This window comes from Syntrophaceae bacterium, assembly GCA_013177795.1.
In the GTDB taxonomy this organism is placed as follows: Bacteria; Desulfobacterota; Syntrophia; order Syntrophales; family UBA2192; genus UBA2192.
Genome location: JABLXY010000003.1, coordinates 259,513 through 282,263, shown reverse-complemented (window position 1 = coordinate 282,263; position 22,751 = coordinate 259,513). Strand labels below are relative to the sequence as shown.

General features: G+C 67.2%; 25 protein-coding genes. 5 read left to right on the top strand and 20 right to left on the bottom strand.

Features of this window, described 5'->3' with window-relative positions; all coding sequences use genetic code 11:
* Nucleotides 1–86: 86 nt before the first annotated feature.
* A complete protein-coding gene (locus HPY67_11240) occupies nucleotides 87–1,055 on the top strand; it encodes a polyprenyl synthetase family protein (GenBank protein ID NPV05294.1) in 969 nt (322 codons plus the stop codon).
* 105 nt (nucleotides 1,056–1,160) lie between these two features.
* On the opposite strand, the gene HPY67_11235 is transcribed toward HPY67_11240, so the two are convergent.
* The 11 genes from HPY67_11235 to HPY67_11185 all read right to left on the bottom strand — a co-directional run bounded on the left by HPY67_11235 (nucleotide 1,161) and on the right by HPY67_11185 (nucleotide 10,267).
* Complete coding sequence (locus HPY67_11235; GenBank protein ID NPV05293.1) at nucleotides 1,161–2,732, bottom strand: NAD(P)H-hydrate dehydratase; 1,572 nt, start codon at nucleotides 2,730–2,732, stop codon at nucleotides 1,161–1,163.
* A 152-nt stretch (nucleotides 2,733–2,884) separates the two neighbouring features.
* On the bottom strand, nucleotides 2,885–3,367 hold the full coding sequence (locus tag HPY67_11230; protein NPV05292.1) for a flavodoxin family protein: 483 nt from the start codon (nucleotides 3,365–3,367) through the stop codon (nucleotides 2,885–2,887).
* A 115-nt stretch (nucleotides 3,368–3,482) separates the two neighbouring features.
* The gene (locus tag HPY67_11225; protein NPV05291.1) at nucleotides 3,483–4,388 is read right to left on the bottom strand and encodes a hypothetical protein; all 906 of its coding nucleotides are present in this window, start codon (nucleotides 4,386–4,388) and stop codon (nucleotides 3,483–3,485) included.
* 162 nt (nucleotides 4,389–4,550) lie between these two features.
* Nucleotides 4,551–5,510 (bottom strand): prenyltransferase, encoded by a 960-nt coding sequence (locus tag HPY67_11220; GenBank protein NPV05290.1) that lies wholly within the window; start codon nucleotides 5,508–5,510, stop codon nucleotides 4,551–4,553.
* Between the two features lie 98 nt (nucleotides 5,511–5,608).
* Nucleotides 5,609–6,220, bottom strand: a complete 612-nt coding sequence (locus tag HPY67_11215) for a superoxide dismutase (protein NPV05289.1) — start codon at nucleotides 6,218–6,220, stop codon at nucleotides 5,609–5,611.
* Nucleotides 6,221–6,318: 98 nt separating this feature from the next.
* Complete coding sequence (locus HPY67_11210) at nucleotides 6,319–6,639, bottom strand: divalent-cation tolerance protein CutA (GenBank protein ID NPV05288.1); 321 nt, start codon at nucleotides 6,637–6,639, stop codon at nucleotides 6,319–6,321.
* Between the two features lie 20 nt (nucleotides 6,640–6,659).
* Nucleotides 6,660–7,508, bottom strand: coding sequence for a prolipoprotein diacylglyceryl transferase (locus tag HPY67_11205; protein ID NPV05287.1), 849 nt, complete (start codon nucleotides 7,506–7,508; stop codon nucleotides 6,660–6,662).
* Nucleotides 7,509–7,660: 152 nt separating this feature from the next.
* Nucleotides 7,661–8,635: a thioredoxin-disulfide reductase gene (trxB, locus tag HPY67_11200; GenBank protein ID NPV05286.1), complete on the bottom strand. Its 975-nt coding sequence runs from the start codon at nucleotides 8,633–8,635 to the stop codon at nucleotides 7,661–7,663.
* A gap of 14 nt (nucleotides 8,636–8,649) precedes the next feature.
* Nucleotides 8,650–9,027, bottom strand: coding sequence for a hypothetical protein (locus tag HPY67_11195; GenBank protein ID NPV05285.1), 378 nt, complete (start codon nucleotides 9,025–9,027; stop codon nucleotides 8,650–8,652).
* Complete coding sequence (mobB, locus tag HPY67_11190) at nucleotides 9,024–9,524, bottom strand: molybdopterin-guanine dinucleotide biosynthesis protein B (GenBank protein ID NPV05284.1); 501 nt, start codon at nucleotides 9,522–9,524, stop codon at nucleotides 9,024–9,026. Before mobB ends, HPY67_11195 begins: the two co-directional genes overlap by 4 nt.
* Nucleotides 9,521–10,267: a DUF364 domain-containing protein gene (locus tag HPY67_11185; protein ID NPV05283.1), complete on the bottom strand. Its 747-nt coding sequence runs from the start codon at nucleotides 10,265–10,267 to the stop codon at nucleotides 9,521–9,523. The genes mobB and HPY67_11185 overlap by 4 nt, the downstream gene beginning before the upstream one ends.
* A gap of 121 nt (nucleotides 10,268–10,388) precedes the next feature.
* Between HPY67_11185 and HPY67_11180 the strand changes: the two genes are divergently transcribed.
* From HPY67_11180 to HPY67_11165, 4 genes are all read left to right on the top strand, one after another.
* Nucleotides 10,389–10,718 (top strand): cytochrome c, encoded by a 330-nt coding sequence (locus HPY67_11180; protein ID NPV05282.1) that lies wholly within the window; start codon nucleotides 10,389–10,391, stop codon nucleotides 10,716–10,718.
* Nucleotides 10,719–10,734: 16 nt separating this feature from the next.
* Entirely contained in the window at nucleotides 10,735–11,097 is a 363-nt protein-coding gene (locus HPY67_11175; protein NPV05281.1) for a cytochrome c, read from the top strand.
* Between the two features lie 234 nt (nucleotides 11,098–11,331).
* A complete protein-coding gene (locus HPY67_11170) occupies nucleotides 11,332–13,284 on the top strand; it encodes a TonB-dependent receptor plug domain-containing protein (protein ID NPV05280.1) in 1,953 nt (650 codons plus the stop codon).
* A gap of 22 nt (nucleotides 13,285–13,306) precedes the next feature.
* A complete protein-coding gene (locus HPY67_11165) occupies nucleotides 13,307–13,654 on the top strand; it encodes a cupin domain-containing protein (GenBank protein ID NPV05279.1) in 348 nt (115 codons plus the stop codon).
* Between the two features lie 57 nt (nucleotides 13,655–13,711).
* Here the strand turns inward: HPY67_11165 and HPY67_11160 are convergent, their stop codons facing one another.
* The 9 genes from HPY67_11160 to hypB form a co-directional block, all read right to left on the bottom strand.
* A complete protein-coding gene (locus HPY67_11160; GenBank protein ID NPV05278.1) occupies nucleotides 13,712–14,440 on the bottom strand; it encodes an energy transducer TonB in 729 nt (242 codons plus the stop codon).
* Nucleotides 14,441–14,442: 2 nt separating this feature from the next.
* Nucleotides 14,443–15,237, bottom strand: a complete 795-nt coding sequence (locus tag HPY67_11155) for an ABC transporter ATP-binding protein (protein NPV05277.1) — start codon at nucleotides 15,235–15,237, stop codon at nucleotides 14,443–14,445.
* Complete coding sequence (locus HPY67_11150; GenBank protein NPV05276.1) at nucleotides 15,234–16,292, bottom strand: iron ABC transporter permease; 1,059 nt, start codon at nucleotides 16,290–16,292, stop codon at nucleotides 15,234–15,236. The genes HPY67_11155 and HPY67_11150 overlap by 4 nt, the downstream gene beginning before the upstream one ends.
* Nucleotides 16,282–17,292 carry an iron ABC transporter substrate-binding protein gene (locus tag HPY67_11145; protein NPV05275.1) on the bottom strand — a complete coding sequence of 337 codons (1,011 nt, stop codon included), beginning with the start codon at nucleotides 17,290–17,292 and terminating at the stop codon, nucleotides 16,282–16,284. The genes HPY67_11150 and HPY67_11145 overlap by 11 nt, the downstream gene beginning before the upstream one ends.
* 83 nt (nucleotides 17,293–17,375) lie before the next feature.
* The gene (locus tag HPY67_11140) at nucleotides 17,376–18,137 is read right to left on the bottom strand and encodes a nitrogenase reductase (GenBank protein ID NPV05274.1); all 762 of its coding nucleotides are present in this window, start codon (nucleotides 18,135–18,137) and stop codon (nucleotides 17,376–17,378) included.
* Between the two features lie 86 nt (nucleotides 18,138–18,223).
* Entirely contained in the window at nucleotides 18,224–18,640 is a 417-nt protein-coding gene (gene nikR, locus HPY67_11135; GenBank protein ID NPV05273.1) for a nickel-responsive transcriptional regulator NikR, read from the bottom strand.
* 67 nt (nucleotides 18,641–18,707) lie between these two features.
* Nucleotides 18,708–19,718: a hydrogenase expression/formation protein HypE gene (gene hypE / locus HPY67_11130; GenBank protein NPV05272.1), complete on the bottom strand. Its 1,011-nt coding sequence runs from the start codon at nucleotides 19,716–19,718 to the stop codon at nucleotides 18,708–18,710.
* Nucleotides 19,719–19,736: 18 nt separating this feature from the next.
* Nucleotides 19,737–22,052 (bottom strand): carbamoyltransferase HypF, encoded by a 2,316-nt coding sequence (hypF, locus tag HPY67_11125; GenBank protein NPV05271.1) that lies wholly within the window; start codon nucleotides 22,050–22,052, stop codon nucleotides 19,737–19,739.
* A complete protein-coding gene (hypB, locus tag HPY67_11120) occupies nucleotides 22,049–22,708 on the bottom strand; it encodes a hydrogenase nickel incorporation protein HypB (GenBank protein NPV05270.1) in 660 nt (219 codons plus the stop codon). The genes hypF and hypB overlap by 4 nt, the downstream gene beginning before the upstream one ends.
* Between the last annotated feature and the right edge of the window lie 43 nt (nucleotides 22,709–22,751).

Genomic DNA, 22,751 nt, shown 5'->3' with positions numbered 1-22,751 from the left:
GCGGCCCGCTTGACATTTCGCGGCTTCTCCGATAAGAGCACGTCAATACCGCGCCCTTTTCGCGGACCGGAAGGCCAGCCATGAACATGAACGACGTCCTGCGCCGCTACGAGACCGACCTCAAGCAGGTGGAGGAGCACCTCGGCAGGTACCTCCACTCGGAGGTCCCCTTCATCCCCCAGGTCATCAACCACCTCATCACGAGCGGCGGCAAGCGGTTCCGCCCCCTCATGCTTTTGGCCTCGGCCGATCTGTGCGGCTACCGCGGGGAGAGGCGCTACCCCCTGTCGGCGGTCATCGAGTTCATCCACACGGCAACGCTGCTGCACGACGACGTGGTCGACGGTGCGGAGACGCGCAGGGGGAAGCCTTCGGCCAACAATGTCTGGGGCAACGCGGCGGTGGTGCTCGTGGGGGATTTCCTCTACTCGCGCTCCTTCACCCTGATGACGCGCGACGGGGACCTGGCCATCATCAAGCTCATCTCCGAGACGACGAACACCATGGCCGAGGGGGAGGTCTTCCAGCTGCTGAAGTGCGGCGACGTGGGAATCACCGAGGAGGACTACTTCACCCTCATCGAGAAGAAGACGGCGGTCCTCATCGCGGCGGCATGCGCCGTGGGGGGGCTCATGGCCGGGGCGGCCCCCGAGCGGGTCGAGGCCCTGCGGGGCTTCGGGCACGCCATGGGGCTCGCTTTCCAGCTTACCGACGACACCCTCGACTACGTGGCCGCCGAGAAGGAGTTCGGGAAGGCCATCGGCATGGACATCAGGGAAGGGAAGATCACCCTGCCGCTCATCCGGACGCTGGCACGGTGCACGGCCGCGGAAAGGGAAACCATCCGGGGGATCGTGGAGCGCAAGCAGGCGACGGAAGAGGACATCCGGACGGTCTTCGGCCTCATCGGAAAATACGACGGCATCCCTTACGCCCTGGGCCGCGCCAGGAGCATCATCGCCGAGGGCAAGGCGCGGCTTGCCCCCTTCGAGGACGGCGAGGCGAAAGCGGCGCTGATGGCCATGGCCGACTTCATCGCCGAGCGCACCCTCTGAGAAGATTGGAATATTGAAGTCATGTCGTGTTGGAATGATGGGTTTTTATCGGAAAAGAATTGAAAAATCCAATATCCCATTATTCCAACATTCCATTGCCCCCGGTCAGATGATGTAAAGCCCCTTCTTCTCCGCCAAGTCTCCCAGGTCGCCAGCCCGGACCATGGCGACGGCCCTGGGCAGACCCTCCATGATGTCGCGCGCCGTGATGCCGTCCTCCCCCTTGTCGGCCGCCGCGAGGTCTCCCGCCAGCCCGTGGACGAACACGCCGGCCCGCACCGCCTCCGGGACCGCGAGGCCCAGGCCGAACATGGCCCCGATGGCCCCCGTCAGCACGTCGCCCGAGCCCGCCGTGGCCATCCCCGAGTTGCCGCTCATGTTGATGAACACGCGGCCGTCGGGCAAGCCGATGAGCGTGTGGGCGCCCTTGAGCACGATGATCGAGTCGAGGGCGGCAGCCGTCTCCTGCAGGATCCCGACGGGGTCCTTCTCGATCGCCTCGACGCCCTTGCCGGTGATGCGGGCCATCTCGCCCGCGTGGGGCGTGAGAATGGTCTCGTAGCGGCGGCGCTTGAGAAACCGGGGGTTTTTCGCCACGGCCGTAATCCCGTCGCCATCGATGAGGATGGGCTTCTCGATCCTGGCCGCCAGCTCCCGCACGAGCTTCTGCGTCTCCTCGGCCAGCGAGAGACCCGGCCCCAGAACGACCAGGTCCACGCGTTCCGCCAGTTCGAGCAGGGCCGATTTGTTTTTCAGGGCGATGCTTCCCGACGGCGTCTCCTTTTGAGGGACGAAGACGATCTCGCCCGCCTGCGCGGCCAACCCCGGGACCACAGACGCAGGCGCCGCCAGGCGCGAGTAGCCGCCGCCCGCCTTGAGGAAGGACAGCGCCGAGAACGCCGGGGCCCCGTAGTAGCCGGAAGCCCCCGCGACGAAGAGAGCGTCGCCGAAATCGCCCTTGTGCCCCCAGGGACTGCGGGCGGGCAGCGGCAGCGGGTCGTTGACCTCCATGCGGATCTCCTCCGAGTCGTAGAGCTCGGGGGGGAAGGAGATGTGGGTCACGTAGAGCTTTCCCCCGCAGGCAAACCCGGGGTAGAGCAGGTTGCCCCGCTTCGGCAGTCCGAAGGTCACCGTGGCCGCCGCCCGGATGGCCGTCCCCATCACGGAGCCCGTGTCCCCATTGACGCCCGATGGGATGTCGAGGCTCAGGACGGGCTTGCCCAGCGCGTTGACGAGTTCGATCACCTCCCGGTGAAGGCCCTCCACGTCGCGGTCGAGCCCGGTGCCGAAGATGGCGTCGATGACGGCGTCGGCCTGCAAGATGTAGCTCCGCACGTCGCCGGCAGACTCCACGGGCCGGACATCGACGGCGAGGTTGAGGAGAATGTCGAGGTTCTTGCGCGCGGCCCCGCGGAAGCGGCTTTTGTCGGCAAGCAGGAAAACCTTGACGATGCCGCCGCCCGAGTGGATCTTCCGGGCCACGACGAAGCCGTCGCCGCCGTTGTTACCGCCGCCGCAGAGAACGGCGAAGCGCCTCCCCGCAATTTCCGTCTCGCCGGCCAGCGCGTAATAGGCGGCGCCCCCGGCATTCTCCATGAGGATCTCGTCGGGGATGCCCAGCGTCTCGATGGCATGACGGTCCATCGTCCTCATCTCTTCCGTCGTGGCAACCTTCATCTCTTACCTCGTGCCTTTAGACCTGATCTTACTTTTCCGGAGAAACTCCATCGCCGGCGTGTGCACACAGAAGGTGGGAAGGTGAGAGGTTCAGAAGGTTGGAGAAGCAGGCAGCATTCCATGGCCCCCGGCATTCCAACCTTCTTACCTTCTTACCCTCTTAGCTTCTTAACCAGTGCCGCCACCCTCTTGCCCAGCTTGCGGCCGTTTTCCGCCGCCGCCGCGTCAGGGGCCCCGAGGCAGGACACGCCGTAGTGCCCCGTGGCATCGAGGGGGTCGCCGACAACGATCATCCCGTAGATCAGAAGCGCCTGGATGATGGAGATCATCGTCGTCTCCTTGCCGCCCGACGGGTCGGCACTCGTGGCGAAGGCGGCGCCCACCTTGTTTTCCATCTTCTTCCGCACCCCCACGTACTTGTCAAGGACATCCTTGAGGGGCGCCGCCATGGAGCCGAAGTAGACGGGAGAACCCGCGATGATCCCGTCGGCGGCCACGAAATCCTCCTTCGTGACGTCCGCCGTGGATCGGAGGATGGCCTGCACACCCTCGACTTCCGAAACGCCCCTGGCGATCTCCTCGGCCAGCTTCTTCGTGTTTCCCGTCCGGGAAAAGTAAAGGATCAGTACTTTCATGTGTTTTGCCTCCTTTCCGGTTGAACCTATCAACCCTGTTTCCGCGTTGTGCCCGCCGGCGCCGTCTCGAAAACGGTTTCAGGAAGAAGGGGCAAGGCTCCGAGCAGGATTATGCCTACCGCACCTTTTTCACCGGGGTGCGGGCTCTCAGGTCGAGCAGCGCCGGCGCAATGTGCTTCCCCGCGACCTGCCGTGCCGCCACCCCTGCCGCAAACCCGGCGGCAAGGTCCATGTCGAGCCCCCGGTAGAGATGGGCCGCGAGGTAGGCGGCAAAGAATACGTCCCCTGCCCCCACGGTGCTCACGGGTCGACGAACCTCTGCGGCCGCGATGTGGCACCCCTCGCCGAAGCGCGTCCACACGCTCGCCCCGCGTGAGCCATGGGTGATCACGGCCTCGTCGACCCGGAAGCGCTGCAAAAACCCCGGCAGGCTCTCGCGGAAATGGTCGAGCATGAGGCCGAGTTCCCCCTCGTCGGCCTTGATGATGTGGGCGGCGTGCAGCGCCCCCCCGAGCCATGCCGACACACCCGGGACGATGCGGCCGTTTTCGGCCTTGCGCAGGTACCCCTGCACGTCGAGGCTCACGATTTTCCTCGATTCCCCGATCAGCGCCATGGCCCGGGGCTCGATGTCGTCGGGGTGCAGGGGACCCGCATGGACGTGGCGGACCGTTGCGAGGAGCGGCTCGATCTGGGCTGCCGATATGGGGCCTGCCGCATGCGGCATGCGCTGCTCGCGCAGGTCCCCCCGGGACTCGTTGACAAAGCGCGTGGTGCGGGGGCTCTTGCCTGCGTGGACGGCAATCCCTTCGTCGGCGAAAATGCCCAGGATGGATTTGTCCGCCGCCGCGAGGTTCGTCACGGCGGCCGTCGCGACGCCCAGCCGCTGAAAGGTCAGGCCCCCGTAGGTGACGACACCGCCCAGCCGCTCCGACGTCCTTCGTCTCTCGACGATCGTGTCAATCGTGACAGACCCGACGACGAGGACCTCGGGGCTGATTTTGGCAATGCTCTTTTTCATGCTAGAGTACCATGACTTGCGCCCGGGCTTCGAAATCGCGGAAGCTGAAAAGTTATGAAGTTGGGAAGCTTGGAGAACGAAGTGCATTCAATAGCCCATCGGACTGTCCGAGCTTCTGAACTTCTCAACTTCACAGCTTCCTGTTCTTTATCGTGCCTCCGTTCACCACCCCATCACCCCGTGAATCAGATAGCCCACCACCATGGCGACTCCCGTGATGAGGTACACCTTGATGATGGCAATGTTCGCGGGGATCATCTTGAGCCGGTCACGGTAGTTCTCCCTGAGGACCCTCACCGATCGGAGCGCCTCCGGCAGCGCGGCAAGACCCAGGAGCACGGGCGGCGGCGCCACGCCGGACAGCACCGACCCGGCCAGGGTCACGAAGGCCCCGGCAAGGCCCGCCCGGTAGAGGACGACTCCGGTCTCGCGGCCGTAGCGGGCCACGAGGTTCATCTTGCCGCTCAGGCGGTCCTCCTCGTAGTCGGGGATCTCGTTGATGACGATCATGGACCACATGAGAAACCCGGGGACGAGGGAAATGATCAGCGGCTCGGCATCGAAGGTCTGCCGCTGGACGTAGTAGGACCCCATGACGAGGACGGGACCGAAGTTGACCAGCAGCCCCAGCTCGCCGAACCCCCGGTAGGCGAACTTGACGGGGGGGACGGTATAGAAGATCGACGAAAGGATCCCGACGGCCCCGATGAGCAGAACGGGCCACCCCTTCATCGATGCCAGGGTGATCCAGATCGCGATCGTGACGCCGTAGCAGGCGGCGATGCCCCGCTTGAGGTCCTCCACGCTGAGCAGGCCCTCGGTGAGCACCCCGCTGCCCCCCGTGTAGGGGTTCTTCTCGTCCCCCCAGGCCCGGTCGACGGCGTGGAGATAGTCGAGGACGTCGTCGAGCATGTTGAGGCCGAAGTGATGCACCGTCACCCCGATGAAGACGAGCAGGAAGGCGAAGGGATCGAAAACCCCGTGCCTCGCCCAGGCGACGGCGGCGGCCAGCGTCACGGGCAGGAAGCTGGGGGGCACGAAGTGAACGCGGAAGGCCTGGATCCAGGCGGACGCCCGGCGGGTCCCCCGCGCGTTTCCGGATGTCTCGATCTTGATCCGCATCGGCCTCGATCCGGCGTGCTCGTGAGGGCTGGCGTGCGTCGGGAGGGGGAAACGGGACTGGTCATCGCCCCCGGGCCGCGGCGCCCGGGGGCGTGTTCCTACTTCAGCGAATGCTCAAAGCGCCTGTTCGCCTCGTCCCAGTTCACGATGTTCCAGAAGGACTCGACGAACTTCGCCCGGAGATTCCGGTAATCCAGATAGTAGGCGTGTTCCCAGACGTCCAGAACCAGGAGAATCCTGAGCGAGGGGTAGACGTTGACGTTGTGCTTTTCGATCTGCACGATCAGCGGCCGGTTGGTCAGAGCGCAGTAACTCAGCGCCGCCCACCCGGATCCCTCGGCGCTGACGGCCGCCTGGGTGAACTCCTTCTTGAACTGCTCGTAGCCGCCGAACTCCTTGTCGATGGCCGCGGACAGGAGCCCCACGGGCCTGTCGGCCGCCTTGCCCTTCGGGGCCAGGTTCGCCCAGAACAGGGAGTGGAGAATGTGCCCGCCCACGTGGAACGACAGCTCCTTGAGCGTCGATTTCATGTCAAGGTCGGCCTTTTCCCGGCGGGCCTTTTCGAGCCGCTCCAGCACGCCGTTGGCCCCTGCGACGTAAGCCGCGTGATGCTTCTCGTGGTGCAGCCGCAGCTGCTCCTCGGAGATGAAGGGTTCGAGGTCCTTGTACCCGAAGGACAGCTTGGGCAGAGAGTAAAGTGTGTTTCCCATGATGAGCCCTTTCCATGACAGGCACCGCGCCCGATGCGGTGTGTTCGCTTCACCGTGTTTTTTAAAGGTGATCGGGGAAAAATTGCAAGCAAAATTCTTCATTCCGCCGTCTCGGCGGAAAGCCAGGCCAGGTAGGGTTCACTGCCCGCCTCGATGGGGCAGGCGACGATCTCGGGCACCTCGTAGGGGTGGCCGGCGCGGATGGCCGCCTCGACGGCCGCGTAGTTCGCCCGCCTCGTCTTGATGAGGCAGAGCCACTCCGTGGACCTCTCCAGGGTCCCCTTCCAGCGATAGTGGCTCTCGATGGGGCCCGCAACCTGGACACAGGCCGCCAGCCTCCGCTCCACGAGGCTTCGCGCGATGCGTTCCGCCTCCTCCCTTGAGGGTGCCGTGGTCGTCACCTGGATGAAATCGCCCATGGTCGCCTCCTGAACCGGGTTCAGCGTCTCGCGGTAACGGCCCGCGACTGCAAGAGGAGATAGAGCCCGGCCCCCGCGAGGATCATGGCCAGGCAGAGGATCTGGCCGATGGTGATCAGCCCGAAATACAGGCCGATGTGCGCGTCGGGCTCCCGGACGTACTCGATGAAGAAGCGGACGGCCCCGTAGCCGGCCAGGTAGTAGGCGAGAAAGGCCCCCTCGAAGGGCCGACGGCGGCGGAGACTCCAGAGGATCGCGAAGAGGAAGAGTCCCTCGAAGAAGGCCTCGTAGAGCTGCGAAGGGTGCCGCAGCGTCCGGCTCGGGTCGAGCGGGAAGTACATGCCCCAGGCAACGTCCGTCGACCGGCCCCAGAGCTCGCCGTTGATGAAGTTGCCGATCCGCCCGAAGGTGTAGCCCAGCGGGATGCAGGGGACGAAGAGGTCCGCCAGGTCCCAGAACCGCAGCCCACGGCGGTGGCAGAACAGCAGCGCCGCGGCAACGACGCCGATGAGCCCGCCGTGATAGGACATCCCGCTGATCCCGACAAACCGGATCCCGTTGGCAAAGCTGAACGGCAGGAAGATCTCCAGGGGGTGCCGGAGGAAGTACCCCAGGTTGTAGAACAGCACGTAGCCGAGCCGTGCGCCCACGATCAACCCGAGGATCGCCCAGATCATGAGATCCTGGATCGTCTCCAGCTTGTAGGGGAACTTCTCCGTGCGCAGACGGTAGGCCACCAGCAGGTACGTCAGCGCGAAGGCCACGATGTACATCAGGCTGTACCAGCGGAACTGGAAGGACCCGATCGAGAAAATGTTCGGGTCGATCTTCGAGGGCAGGTGCTGCCAGAATGCGATGAAATTGTCCAACGTGACCTCCATTTCGCCGATGCTTCGAGTACTGCTCTTTGTCGAAACAGAGGTTGAGAGGGTGTGAAGGTAAGAAGGTTGGACAATCCGGCGCCAATCTTCCGTCTTTTCTTACCCTCTTACCTTCTCACCCTCTTACCTTCTGCCGCGGGCTACCGCCCCGCGTACCCTTCTCCCTTCAGCTCCTCGACGTAGAGCTGGGCCGAGAAGGCCGCCGTGGCCCCGTCGCCGCAGGCGGTCACGACCTGGCGCAGAAGCTTTTCGATGCAGTCGCCGCAGGCGAAGATCCCCGGCTCGGACGTCCTCATGTCCCGGTCCGCCGTGATGTACCCCTCCCGGTTGAGCGACACCACGCCCTGCAGGAACTCCGTGTTCGGGACGAGGCCGATGAAGACGAAAACGCCGGCGGCGGGGATATCCCGCAGGGCCTTCGGGTCGTTCACGTTTGCGATCCGGACGTGCGTCACCGTCTCCGTCCCCCCGATCTCCTGCACGACGGAATCCCAGGCAAAGGCGATCTTCGGGTTCGAGGCGGCCCGCTCGCGCAGGATCGGCGTGGCGCGGAGCCGGTCACGCCGGTGGACGATCGTCACCTTGCTCGCGAAGTTCGTCAGGAACAAGGCCTCCTGGACGGCCGTGTCGCCGCCGCCGATCACGACGACCTCCCGGTCGCGGTAGAAGGGACCGTCGCAGGTGGCGCAGTACGAAACGCCGCGCCCCGTGAACTCCGCCTCGCCGGGGACGCCGATCTTGCGCCAGTTGGCCCCGGTGGCCACGATGACGGCGAGGGCATCGAAATTGCCCGCGTCCGTCTTCACCCGCCAGCCCGGCATCCCGGCGATCTGCGTCTTTTCCAGCCCGGAGACGGCGGCGTAGGCCGTCACGAGCCCGAACTTCTTCGCCTGCTCCTTGAACTTCTCCACGAGCTCGTAGCCGCCGATGTCGGGGACGCCCGGGTAGTTCTCCACGAGATGCGTCACGGTGATCTGGCTCATCACCATCCCCGACTCGACCAGCAGCGTCTTGAAACTGGCCCTGGCTGCGTAGAGCCCGGCCGTGAGACCCCCGGGCCCACCGCCGATGACGAGGACGTCGTACGCGCCTTCCGGAAGCTTTTTGCCGCTCATCCTGACCCCCATTTCTAGTCCTTCAACCGTTTCTCCATGGCCTTCCGTGCCTTCTTCTCGGCCTTCTGCTGCGCCTTGAGGGCCTTCTTCCGCTCCTTGTCGCGGTCCTTCCGCCCGGCTTCCGCGGCGTCCACGGCATCCGCCGCCGCGGGAATGTCCGCGGGGGCCTCAGGGGCCGCCGCGACGGGACCGGCTGCGGGCGTTGCCGGCTCCGCCGTCTGCCGCCCCTCGCGCCTCCTGCGCTCCTGCGCCTTCCGGATCAGGTGCGTGGCGAAGGCCTTGCCGAACTGGCCGATGAAGCCGGCGGCCAGGACGACGAGGACCCACTTCAGGACGAGCCAGACGACACCGGCCTCGGTCGAGAAGAGGTTGTGGACGATATAGTCCATCATCGCCGCATGACCCTGCTCACGATGAGATCGGCCAGACCCGGGATGTCGTCGAGGCTGTAGCGCGGAGCCGTCAGCCCGCCGGGATCGTCGCCGGCCACGGCCATGAGCGCCGGGTCGTCCCGGGACATGAACTCCCTGCCCAGGGCCTGGCGCCAGACCTCGATCTTCGGGTAGGGGTTCTTCTTGAATCCTTCCGCGAGGACGACGTCGACGCCGCGGATGAAGCGTTCCCCCAGCTCTCCGGGGCCCGGGTCCCCCTCGGTGTCGGCCATGACGGCCACCTTGCCCGGCGAGGCCAGGACGGTCATGACCGCCCCCGCCCTGCGGTGGCGCCAGCTGTCCTTCCCCTCGCGGTCGATGTCGAACCCGTGGCGGTTGTGCTTGATCGTGGCCACCCGAAGGCCCCGCCGCCTGAGCTCGGGGATGAGCTTCTCGACGAGGGTCGTCTTGCCGCTTCCCGAGTAGCCCACGATGGACACGATGGGGATCTTCCTCATGGCCGCTGCACCCTGACGTTCACGAACCGCAGGTATGGCCGCATCTCCGGCGTCCCGCCGCCCCGGGCGATCACCTTCAGAACGGCCGCGCCGTCGGCAATCGCCGATCCCCCGAGGTGCGTCACGGGGGTGTCCCGGAAGATCTCCCCGCACAGGGGCGTGGAAGGCCCGATGAGGGCGACGTGGCGCGGGCGCCGCAACTCGCCGAGGATCCCCTCGAGGGTCCCGTTCAAAATCGTCGTGGCCGTGACGATGGCCACGTCGCAGGCCCCGAGCGCCTCGCGCCTCTCACTCGCCGGCGTGTCCCGCTCGATGACCGTGAGCCGCACCCCGGAGGCCTCGAGCCGCGGAACGATGGGCCGGAAGAGCCCCACCATGGCGACCCGCTCGCCGGGCCGGAGCCGCATGAGGCCGATCGTGTCTTCCCCCTCGTCCGAGGCGGGGGGGTCGATGAGAGCGTTGGCCGTGGCGAGTCCCAGCGCGCGCTCAACCGCTCCCCGGCCGGAGACCAGCATCTGCAGGAGCTCTTCCGCCGGCCTCCGCGCCCATCGGCCGCCGTCGCGCGGGGGCTCGATCTCCGTGCCGACGGCCTCCTTGAGCCGGGCGGCGAGCCCGACGCGCTCCCCGGCCAGGACCACGGCGATGTAGCTCGCCCCGATCCTGACGCCCTCGACGAAAACCCGCCGGCTCTCGTCGAGAAGACGGCGGTGCAGGCGTCCGGCGATTTCGCCTGTTGCAAGCATCGGTTCTTTCTACCCGACTTCACCCCACGGGTCAAGAACGAAGGGCGGTTGACGCCGGGGCGGCGGTTCACTACAATGGAAGCCGGCAGCCGAAATCCAGCCATCGACGAGGAGGATAGCCATGCTGAACAGAAGGACCGCCCGTGCGGCGACATGCGGAACGCTTCTGATCCTTGCCCTGTTCCCCGTGCTGCTTGTCACGCCCGCCATCGGCCAGGACGGAAAGCAGATTTACAACAACCGCTGCGCCCTGTGCCACGGGGCCGAAGGCGACGGCAAGGGCATCATCATGCAGATCGCGCCCTTCGGGCCGGACTTCTGGAAGGCCAACGACGACGCGGCCATCGCGAAGGCGATCGTCGAGGGCAAGGGCCGCATGCCCGCCATCCCGCTCTCCCCCGAGGAGACAAGGGCCGTCGTGGAGTACATGAAATCGTCGTTCAAGAAGTGAAGGGGCCGGGGGTCCGATGACGGCAACGGCGAACGCCGTCCGGACCGCCCGGGTGACCGCTGCGGCGCTGCCCGCTGTCTTTGGCGTTGCGGTCCCGACTATCGGCCGGCTGGCACGGCCGGCAAGGGAGGCGCTCTGCCGGAATCACTGCGTCGTCTGCCACGGCGAGAAGGGGGACGGGAAAGGGATTGCAGCGCCGTCCTTCGGCGGGAAAATCACCGATTTCACGAACCCCGACCACTGGAAGAAAACGGATGACCGGAAGATCGTCAACGGCATTCTCAAGGGCCAGGGCCGCATGCCGGCGCAGCCCGTCAGCCCCGAGCAGGCCCGGGCCATCGCCGAGTACATGAAATCGGAGTTCAGGGGCAGGCACTGACCGCCAGCCGCCGGGGATTCCCCGCCCCCTGAAAACCAGGTGAAGGGGAAGAAACCGGTTGACAGCACGTGGCGGCTGTGCTACGAAACTCACGCTCGTGTTACCAAGACGGGCATCGCGGGCCGCTTCGCTTCGCGGTCTTTTTCTTCCCCGGTTCGTGCCACGATTCTCACATTCATGTTACTCACTTCATGCCGAGGCCGGCGCCCGGCCCGGGGGGAAGGAGGAAAGGGAATGGTTGGAAGAGGCGCCGTGCGATGGCTGATGGCCGGCATCCTCGTGTTGCAGGCCTCGGCGCTTTTTGCCGCGGAAGAGAAGAAGACCGCCGCGCGCCTCGATGAGGTGGTCGTCGTCGCATCGCCCATCACGGAGGGCAACCAGGTCAACCGCCTGGGAAGCCAGGTCACCACCGTGTCGGAGGACCAGATCAATGCGCTCAACGCCCAGGATTTCCAGTCGGCCGTCCGGATGGTCCCCGGCGTGATCATCTCGCGCCAGAATGTCGTCGGGAGCTTCGGCGGGGGCGACGGCGGCGCCATCTACATCCGCGGCAGGGGCAGTTCCAGGCCGGGTGGCGAAATCCTGACGGCCGTCGACGGCATCCCGAAGGCCGTCGGCGTGTGGTCCCACCCCCTCATGGACATCATGAGCGTCGACCGGGCCCAGCGGATCGAGATCTACAAGGGGGCGCAGCCCGTCCTGTTCGGCAACGGCGCCTTTGGCGTGGTGAACGTGGTCTCGAAGCGGCAGGCGGAAGAGGGGTTCTACACGAACGTCCGGGCGGGTTACGGCTCCTACGCCACCTTCTCCCAAGGGGTCGAACACGGCGGCAAAGTCGGAAACACCGATTATTACCTTCTCCAGGGCTTCCGCTCGTCCAGCGGCCACCGGGATTTCTCCAGCGGCGAGTTGCAGGAGTACTTCGCCCGGGTGGGTCATCAGATCCATCCGTCCTGGACCGTGAGCCTCACGGGGAACGCGACCAACAATTTCGCCGAGGACCCGGGCCCGGAGGGAAATCCCGCTGCCCGCCAGGGCACGTACCGGTCGAACGACCAGATGACGGTGCTCACCCTGGCCCACCACTACGCTGCGGCGAAGGGGACGCTGAAGCTCTACTGGAACCGGGGCACGGGCGACTGGCAGGACCAGCGGGATCCGGCGGGTTTCTTCTATGACACCACGACGGACTGGGACAACTACGGCGCCCGGCTGCAGGAGACGATCACCCCCTGGAAGAACGGCGAGATCCTCGGCGGCGTCGACCTGGATTTCATCGGGGGCAAGGTCACCATCGACAGGGATGCCCCCCGGGCCGACAGCACATTCCCCCGGGAGACCTTCCGCATCCTTTCGCCCTACGCGGCCCTGAGCCACCTCTTCGGGGAAAAGAGCGGCTGGTACGCGATCCCCTCGGCCGGGGCCCGCTATTTCTCGCACAGCGACTTCGACGCCGAATGGGGACCCCAGGCAGGGCTCGTCGTGGGTTACGGACCGACGGAATTCCACGCCTCCTATGCAAAGGGCGTCAACTACCCCGGCGTCTATGTCACGGCGCAGTCCAGGCTCTTTTGGGGCGGCAACACGCGATGGAAGAGCCTCGACGCGGAGACGGTGGATCATGTCGAGGCGGGCCTGAGCCACACCGTCGGCCGGATGTTCCGCGCCGACCTGACCTACTTCAACGACCACGGCAAGAACCGCATGGTCCTGGTGACGTCCCCCGCCCCCCCTCGATATGAAAACATCGGCGACTTCCGGGTCGAGGGCGTCGAGGCCACGGTGAGCTGGGCCCCGATCGACACCCTGTCCCTCTTTGCCGGCGTCACGCGCATTTTCGATCGCTCGCCATCCAACCTCCCCTATTCCCCCGGGTGGGCGGCCAGCGCCGGGGTCAACTGCCGGTTCCTGCGGAACGTCAAGTTCAGCGCCGATGCTCTCTACGTGGACAACCAGTTCACGGCCAACAACCGCCAGGCCGACTGGGGGGGAACCAGCATCGCCGCCGTCAGCGCATACCTTCTCCTGAATGCGAAACTGGCCTGGGAGTTCACCAGCCGGACACTCGGTGCGAAGGGCGAGGTCTACATCGCCGGCGAGAACCTGACCAACGAGAGCTACGCCCTGAAAAAGGACTACCCCATGCCGGGAACAACTGCTATGGTCGGGCTGGATTTGAAATTCTGAGCGGACAAAGGAGAACACGACGATGCAGGCCGAGACGAAAGAGCGGGGCCCTCTGGAATCCTTCATCCTCACCCTCCCGGGGCCCGAGGTGCCCTACTTCCCGATCCTCTCGCCCCCAGGCAGCGTGACCATGCGCTCGGGACTGGTGACGCTGCAGAGCGGAGGGGATGTCGGCGAGCACAGCACGAATGACCACGAGGAGATCCTGGTCATCCTGGAAGGTGCCGGCGAGGTGGAGGCGGAAGGCTACGGCAGGCGCCCGGTGAAAGGGGGGCAGGTGGTCTTCATCCCGCCCCGGACAACCCACAACGTGTTCAACACCGACTCGGCGCCGCTGCGGTACGTTTTCATCGTCGCGCGGGCCGTCTGACCGGAGCCCCATAGAGCCGGGGCCTTGTCTCTCGGCCTGACGGGCCCCGGCCCCCTTTTATTCCCGCAGCACGAACCGGACCGGCACGTCCACCCGCATCCTCACCGGGACGCCCATGCGCCTGCCCGGCTCGAATTTCCAGTCACGGACGGCGGCGAGGGCCGAGCGGTCCAGCACGGCGTGCCCGGACGATGCCTTGAGCCGCACGTCTTCAACCGTTCCATCGGCGCCCACCTCCGCGTCCACGAGCACGAGACCCTCCCAGCCTTTCAGCCGTGCCGCCCTGGGGTAGTCCGGGCGCGGGTTGTCGCGGTATCGGGGAATGGCACCCGTGATCTGCGCGCCTGCAGCGTCCACCCCCCTGCCGGCGGCCTCCGCTGCCCCGGCGACGGCGACGCCGACGCCTGCCGTGCCGGCTTGGGCAGGGAAGACGGCCCCCGTGACGGCGAGCTCCGTCCCGGCGTCCCCCCGGGGCGGGGTCTCGCGCATCGACGCCTCGGCCGCACTCACCCGCTTCTCAGGGGCCCTCTTGTCTCTTCGATCCGCCGCGGCCCTTGCCGGCCTTGCGGTGATGCCCGCGTCCTGCCGGTCGCCCCCCGTCTGCCCGTGTGAGGCCGCATCGTCCACGAGGGATACGGCGATGACCCCGCCCCCGCCGCCCACGATCAGCCTCGGGGCGGAGTCCGCCGCCCACAGGATGACGGCAAGGACAACGGCGGCATGCAGCGCAAGCGAGGCCGCGGCGGCCGATGCGAGGGGGCTGCGGGTTTCCGGGAGACGCTCCATCGTCAATCCACCCCTGTTCCGATCGGGGCGGCGGCCTTGCCGTTCGCCCTCGGAACGACCACGGCAACCCCGTCGACCCGGGCCACCGTGACATCCAGGTTGTAGAGCGTGCGGACGTTGGCGGGGGTGATCACGTCGGGCCCGCCGAAGGCGACAACCTCACCCGCCTTGATGAGAAGGAACCGGTCCGCGAAGCGCAGGGCGTTGTTGATGTCGTGCAGGACGACGAGGGACACGATGGCGAGCTCCGCCGTCACCCGCCGGAGGATCGTCATGACGTCGATCTGGTTTTTCACGTCGAGGTGGTTGATCGGCTCGTCGAGAAGCAGGACCCTCGGCTCCTGTGCGAGGGCCCTCGCGATGAAGACCTTCTGCATCTCCCCGCCGGAGAGCTCCAGGACGTTCCTCAGGGCCTCTTTCTCCAGGTTCAGGAGGGAGAGCACCCGCAGAACCACCTCCCTGTCGCGCTGCGAAACGCTCCACTGGAGGTGCGGGGCCCTGCCCAGCAAAACGGCGTCGAAGACCGTGAACGACGCCTCGGGGGACTTCTGGGGCAGGTATCCCATGAGGCGGGCGATCTGGCGCGGGCTCATGCGGTCAACGGCGCGTCCCTCGACCAAGACGCTCCCCCCCTGCGGCACCAGGAGCCGATGGATCGCCCGCAGGAGCGTCGATTTGCCCGACCCGTTTTCACCCAAAACGGCGACGACATGCCCGGGTTCGGCCCGGAGGCTCACCTGCCTGAGCACGGGGGTCTTGCCGTAGGAAAAACGGATGTTCTCGATCTCGAGCGTCACAGCACCCTCCGTCCCTTCATCAGGAGGTAGAGCAGCAGAGGGGCCCCGGCAAAGGTCGTCACGATCCCGACGGGGACGACGACCGGCGCCAGGAGGACCCGCGACAGGATGTCGGCGGCAAGCAGAAGCGACGATCCGCACAGGGCCGAGCAGGGGAGAAGGAAGCGGTGGTCGTCGCCCACGAAGAAGCGCATGACGTGGGGCGCCACGAGGCCGACAAACCCGATGACCCCCAGGCACGCGACGGTGACGGCGGCCACGAGGGCCGATGCCACGAGGCTCGCCAGGCGGAGGGTCCCGACGGAGACGCCCAGCCCGCCGGCGGTCTCGTCTCCCCACTCCAGGGCATTGTAGCCCCAGCTGTTCCACAGGAAGTAGGCCATCCCCGGCGCGAGGGCCGCGGCCATCAGGAGGACGTCCCCCCAGCCGGCGCGCCCGAGATCGCCGAAGGTCCAGAAGACCGTCGCCGCCAGCTGCGAATCCGTCGAAAAGAACTGCAGAAACATCGTCGCCGCGCCGAACAGGGCGCTCATGGCCACCCCCGCGAGGATCAGCGACGCGGGCGTGAGGCGACGCAGCGTGGACAGCAGCAGGATGGCCGCGACGGTGGCCAAGGCGCCGGCAAAGGCCGACAGCGCCACCAGCCACGACTGCACCGTCGTGGCCAGGCCCTTTGCCGCATGGCCGCCGAGCGCCACGATCGCAAGGGCGGCGCCGAATGCCGCCCCCTGGGAGACGCCCAGCGTGAACGGGGAGGCGAGCGGGTTGCGGATCACGTTCTGCATCACGGCGCCGGCAACACCGAGCGAGGCCCCCGCGGTGACGGCCGCCGCGGCCCGGGGGAGCCGGATGCTGCTGACGACGTGGGACGTCACCCCGTCGGCCCTCCCGGCGAGAGCCGCCAGGAGATCCGCCATGGAGAGGGGATAGGACCCCACGGAGAGGCCGGCCAGTGCGAGGACAACGACGAGGGCCGCCAGCACCGCCACGACGGCGGCCTTGCGCCCCAGCAGGGCGCCATATCCCGCCAGGATGTCTGCAGCGTTACCGGACATCGATCCGCCCTCCCTCGAAGGACACCCTGCCGAAGCCGGGGTAGGCCTCTTTCATCCCGTCCAGAACGGGCCGGCCGACAAAGAAACGGACGATCTCCCCTGCTTTCCTTACGGGGTCGACGTCACGGAACCGTTCGGGATACAGGATCTTGCCGATGAAGTAGGCATCGGCGAGGGCCACCTCGATGTTCGTGCCGTAGAAGTTGTAGGGATAGAGGGTGTACACACGCCCTTTCCTCACGGCCTCCAGCGCATGGTAATACGCCGGGTTGGCGGTGTAGTCCGCCGCGACAAGATCGAGGCCGTTGACGTCGATGAAGATCACCTCGGGTCTCCAGGCCAGGAGCTGCTCCCGATCGATGAAGAGGTGCCCCCCGCGGCCCGTTTCGTCGGCCACGTTCCGTCCGCCCGCCATGGCCAGGGGCAGGAAGCCGGCCTCGGTGCTCAGGAGCCCGTGTCGTCCCTTGTGGCCGATGCCCCCCACGTAGGCGCGCGGTCTTTTCGGGCCTTCGATGCGCGCGGTCCGGCGCCCGAGGTCCGCCCGGCAGGCATCGACGAAGCGGAGAATCTCCGCGGCCCGCGCCTCGCGCCCCGTGACCCGCCCCAGAAGCGCGATGGACTGCAGGGCCTCCTCCCGGAAGACCCCGATCTCGCCGTAGTCCAGGACGAGCACCGGGACCCCCGTCTTGGCCTCGAGCCCCGAGACCTGCGCCGGGTCGAGCCCCACGCCGACAATGAGGTCCGGCCTCAGGGCGAGGATCCTCTCGGGGTCCGGGGTCCGGCCCGCCCCGCCCTCCCCGACGGAAGGCAGGGCCATGATGCGGTCCCGGACGGCCAGCCCGTAGGGTCGCGCCGCAAGGGGGAAGCGGCCCTTCTCCGCCTCCTCCACGCCGACGACCCGGTCGATCGCGCCCAGGTAGACGACGAGACGCAGGGCCCCCGGACCGAGAGCGACGATGCGGCTCGCGCCCCCGGACACCCGCACCGACCGGCCCGCCATGTCCTGGACGGTCACGTCGTGCGCGGCGCAAGCAACGGCCGGGGCGAGAAGACATGCGGCCGCAAGGGCAAGGGCCTTTCCTCTCACCGCTCGAGGGCCTCCGCCAGTTTTTCGATCTCCCCGCGGAGATCCTCGAGAGGCAGAGGTCGCGACCGGAGGTTCGACTCGGCAACGGCCCGGCTGTTCCCGAACGCCGCGACGGCGCGGAGCCCCTCGTCCTCGAGGGCCTCGCGCAGGAGCGCGCCCGTGTGGCCGTCCACCCGGTTCATGACCACGAGGCAGCGCGTGCCGTCCTCGGCTGCGAGCTTCACGATCTTGCCCGCCAGGGCCGCGGCGTCCCGGGACGGATCGACGACGGCGACGGCGGCATCCATCCCCTCCAGCAGCCCCCGGCCGATGTGCTCGATGCCGGCCTCCGTGTCGACGAGGACCCACCGGCCGTCTGCGGCGGGAAGGCTCCCGAGGACGCTGCGCGCCAGCACTCCCATGGGGCAGGCGCAGCCCTCGTGGGCGTGCTCGATCTTCCCCACGGAGACCAGGCGGATGCGGCCCCGGACGCTTTCGCAGGCCCCGGGGGGGAGCCCTGCCGGGCCGCCGGGCTGCTCGAGGAATCCCGTCTTCTCTCCCGGTGCGCCCATCCGCCTGCGGAAGGCGGACTTGCCGCCGAGGTAGTCCATGAGTGTCTGCCGCGGCGGCTGAAGGCCCATCATGCGGGCCAGCCCCGTGTTGGACTCGTCCGTATCGACGACCAGGACGTCGCGGGTCTCGCCGACGTAGAGGGCAAGCAGGGCAAGCAGGGTGCTCTTCCCGCTGCCCCCTTTGCCGCAGAAGAGGATCTTGGGCATCGTCTCTCCTGTGAACCCCTGCAGCCGTTGCGGCGCGGGAACATGCTATGTTCCCGGCAATCGTGCTACCGCCCGGCCCAAAAAAATCACTTCGTCTCTTTCCCGGTCCCCGTCATGCTCAGCGTGCCGTGCCGCACCCCCTTGAGGGCCTTCAGGGCATCGGCCAGTTCAAGGACGTCGCCGGCGTTCCCCCTGACGGCCACGATCTCCAGGCAGTTGTCGTGGTCGAGATGGATGTGCTGCGTCGAGATGATGATGTTCTGATAATCGTGCTGGAGGTCCATGATCCGGTTGAGCAGGTCGCGCTTGTGGTGATCGTAGATGAAGGTGATGGCCCCGGCCACATCCCCCCCCTCTTCCCACTCCTTCTTGACCATCTCCTGCCGGATCAGGTCCCGGATCGCCTCGGAGCGGTTCGTGTACTTCTTCTCCCGGATCAGGCGGTCGAACCGCAGAAGCAGGTTTTTCTCGAGGGACACGCCGAAACGGATGATCTCGGACATACGCACTCCCATGGCACGTTTTATCCATCCGTGCCACAGACGGCGGGGCCTGTCAAGCAGTATGTCCTCAGCAGATCCGCGGTACCAGCTCGCCCACGGGGAGGTCGACCTCGCGGGAGCCCCCGATGGCCGTGCGGAGCACGAGCCGCCCCCGGCCGCGCGCGCCCACGGAGCCGATGGCGGCGGCCTCCTTGCCGTACTCGTGGGCCCGCATCGCCGCCAGCACCTTCTCCGCGTCCTCGGGGGCGCAGAAGACGGCCACCTTCCCCTCGTTGGCGAGAAAGAGGGGATCGAACCCGAGGATCTCGCAGATCCCCCGCACCTCCTCCCGGACGGGCACGTCCTTCTCCCGCAATTCGATCAGGCAGCCCGACTGCGCGGCGATCTCGGCGAGGATCGCCCCGAGGCCCCCCCGGGTGGGATCGCGCATGCAGTGGACGTTGGGGCTCGCCTCGAGGACCGCCCTGATGAGGCCGTTGAGGGGGGCCGAGTCGGAGCGGACCTCGGAGATCACCCCCAGTTCCCTGCGGCGGCTCAGCACGGCGGCGCCATGGTCGCCGACGGTGCCGCTCACGATGACCGTGTCCCCCGGGGCGATGCTCTTCACCGAGAGGGACGCCGGGTACTCGACGAGGCCGATGCCGGAGGTGTTGATGAACAGGCCGTCGGCGGCCCCCCGGGCGACCACCTTCGTATCCCCCGTGACGACGGCGACGCCGGCCTTCCTGGCGGCTTCGGCCATGGAGAGGGTGACCCGCCGCAGGTCCTCCATCGGGAAGCCCTCCTCGAGGATGAAGCCTGCGCTCATGACGAGCGGCATCCCCCCGCAGACCGACAGGTCGTTCACGGTCCCGTGGACGGCGAGCGACCCGATATCGCCGCCGGGGAAGAATATCGGGTCGATGACATAGGAGTCCGTCGTGAAGCACAGCAGCAGGTCTCCCACGCGGACGACCGCACTGTCCTCGAGCCGCTCCAGGCAGGGGTTTCCCAGAATCGGCAGAAAGACCTCCGTGATCAGCTCGTGGCTCAACAGCCCCCCGCCCCCGTGCTCGAGAAGAATCCGGTCGTGTTTCATCCTTTTTCCCCTTCGCTGCTATCCGTGATCCTCGGTCCTCGGCCCTCGCGCCAGCCGCCGTGCACCAGCGACGACGGCCTGCCCCAGCGCGATGCAGCCGTCGTTGCTCGGCAGGAACCGGTGCCGGTAGACCCTGAAGCCGCCCTTCTCGAGGGCCTGCAGCGTCCCCTCCAGGAGCACGCGGTTCTGGAAGCAGCCGCCGCTGAGGGCGGCTGTGCCCAGCCCCGTCCGCTCGCGGACGGCCGCGGCCACGGCCGCGACGGCCTCGGCGACGGTCCGGTGGAAGGCCGCGGCGATGACAGCCGGGTCCTGTCCCCGGATCCTCTCGTCGGCAACCGCCCGGATCAGGGGCCTCACATCGAGGAGGAGCTTCCCCCCGTCCGTGGCGATCTCATAGGGGTAGCGCCTCCTTGAGCGGTCCGCCGCCATGGCCTCCAGCTCCATGGCCGCCTGCCCCTCGAAGCTCACCGCCAGCCGTGTCCCCAGGATGGCCGCAACGCCGTCGAAGACGCGTCCCAGGCTCGAGGTGAGAGGGCTGTTGAAGCCCTGGGCCATCATGTTCTCCAGGACGGCGAACTGGCCCTCTTTCTCGCGGAGCGGAAGTTTCACCGCCACTTCGCGCCATTGCCCGCCGAAGCTCTCCCTCAGGAGGCTTGCCGCCGTGCGCCAGGGCTCCCGCACCGCCCTCTCGGCCCCGGGGAGCGGGTAGGGCCGGATGTGGCCCGCCCGCCGGTAGTCGGCCTCTTCGCACACGAGGAATTCCCCGCCCCAGGCGGTCCCGTCAGGCCCGTAGCCCGTGCCGTCCATGGCCAGACCGATCGTTTCGCCCGAAAGCCCGTTTTCGGCCATGACGCTCACGATGTGGGCATGGTGGTGCTGGACCCGGGTGATCTCGGCGCGGGGGAGCTCTTCGGCCAGCCTCGTCGTCCAGTAGGCCGGGTGCAGGTCGCAGGCGATCACGTCGGGACGGCACCCGGCGATGCGTTCCATGACCCGCAGGCTCTCGCGGTGGAAGTCACGGGCCTCGGGGGTCTCGAGGTCGCCGATGTGCGGGCTCAGCCAGGCAAGGCTGCCCCTGAGGATGCAGAGCGTCGCCTTGAGGTGCGGGCCGAGGGCGAGCACGCGGGGGTAGGGGCGCTTCAGCGGGACGGGCCTCGGGGCCCAGCCGCGGGAGCGCCGCAGCAGAACCGGCGCCTTCCCCATGACGGCGGCCACCGAGTCGTCGCAGCGCACGAGGATGTCGCGGTTGTGAAAAAGGAAGAAATCGGCGATGCCCTTCAGGCGCGCGAGGGCCTCGCGGTTGGACACGCAGATGGGCTCGTCGACCTGGTTTGCGCTCGTCATGACAAGGGCCGAGAAGCCCTTCTCCATGAGCAGGTGGTGAAGCGGCGTGTAGGGCAGCATGATGCCCTGGTTGGGCACACCGGGCGCCACGGAGGGCGCAACCGTTCCGTCGCCGAGTTTCCGGCACAGCACGATGGGCCGCCGGGGGGAGAGGAGAAGCTCCCGCTCGGCCCGACCGACCCTCGCGATCCGCAGGGCCGCGCCGACGTCCCTCACCATGACGGCCAGCGGCTTCTCCTCGCGGTACTTCCGGGAGCGCAGGCGCCTCACGGCCTCCTCATTCAAGGCATCGACGGCCAGGTGAAAGCCCCCGAGCCCCTTGACGGCAAGGATCTTGCCCGCCCGGAGAAGCTCCGCGGCCCTCTCCACCGGGTCCGAAGGGGGGCCCTCGAGCGCCTGCCCCTCGCCGTCGGTGATCCAGAGCCTGGGCCCGCAGACGGGGCAGGCGTTGGGCTCGGCGTGGAAGCGGCGATCGGCGGGATCCTCGTATTCGGCCCGGCACCGGGGACACAGGGCAAAGCAGGCCATCGACGTGTTGGCCCGGTCGTAGGGGACGTCGCGGATGATCGTCAGGCGCGGGCCGCAGTGCGTGCAGTTGATGAACGGGTAGCGGTGGCGCCGGTCCGCAGGGTCCGTCAACTCGCGGAGGCAGTCGGCGCAGGTGGCGATGTCGGGGGAAATGAGGACGCGCCTCTCGCCCTCCTGCTCGCTTGCGATGATGCGGAACTCCGTCTCCCCGAGTGCGTCGACCTCGAAACGCGACATGCCTTGCACGTCGGAGGCGGGGGGGAAGCCCTTCGCGAGCTCGGCATGGAATTTCGCCAGCCGGCCCGCCGGTCCCTCCACCTCGAGGGTGACGCCCTCGGGCGTGTTGCAGACGAATCCCCCGAGCCGGTGCCTGACCGCGACGCGGTAGACATAGGGGCGGAACCCCACCCCCTGGACGACACCGGTGAAGAGGGTTCGGATGCGCCTGCGAGCCCGGCTCATCGATTCCGGAAGGCCTCGATCTGGCCGGCCAGCCAGTCCACCCAGCCCTCGAGCCCCTGGCCGGTCTTGCAGGAGACCTCGAAGATCTTGAGGTCGCGGTTCAGGGCCAGGGCGTCCCGCCGCGCCTTCTCGAGATCGAAGTCCACGTAGGGCTTGAGGTCCATCTTGTTGATGACCATGACGGCCGACTCCTGGAACATCAGGGGGTACTTGGCGGGCTTGTCCGCCCCCTCGGGCGTGCTCAGGATCATCACCTTGGCGTTCTCGCCGATCTTGAACTCGGCGGGGCAGACGAGGTTGCCCACGTTCTCCGTGATCAGCAGGTCCACCCTGTCGAGATCGAGGGCCGGCAGCGCCTCGCGGATCATGTTGCCGTCGATGTGGCAGGCGCCGCCCGTGTTGATCTGGACGGCGGGGATGCCCAGGGCCGCCACCCGGTCGGCGTCACAGGTGTCCTGGATGTCCCCCTCGATGACGGCGATGCGGTAGCGGTCCTTCAGCGCCGTGATCGTCTTCTCCACGAGAGACGTCTTGCCCGCGCCGGGAGAGCTCATGAGGTTGATGACGTAGATCCCCTTCTCGTCGAACAGCCTGCGGTTCTCCGCGGCGATCCGCTCGTTGGCGTCGAGCACGTTCTTCACAACGGTGACTTTCATCGATCACAACTCCTTCAGGCTGATGGCACATGGCGGAAGGCCA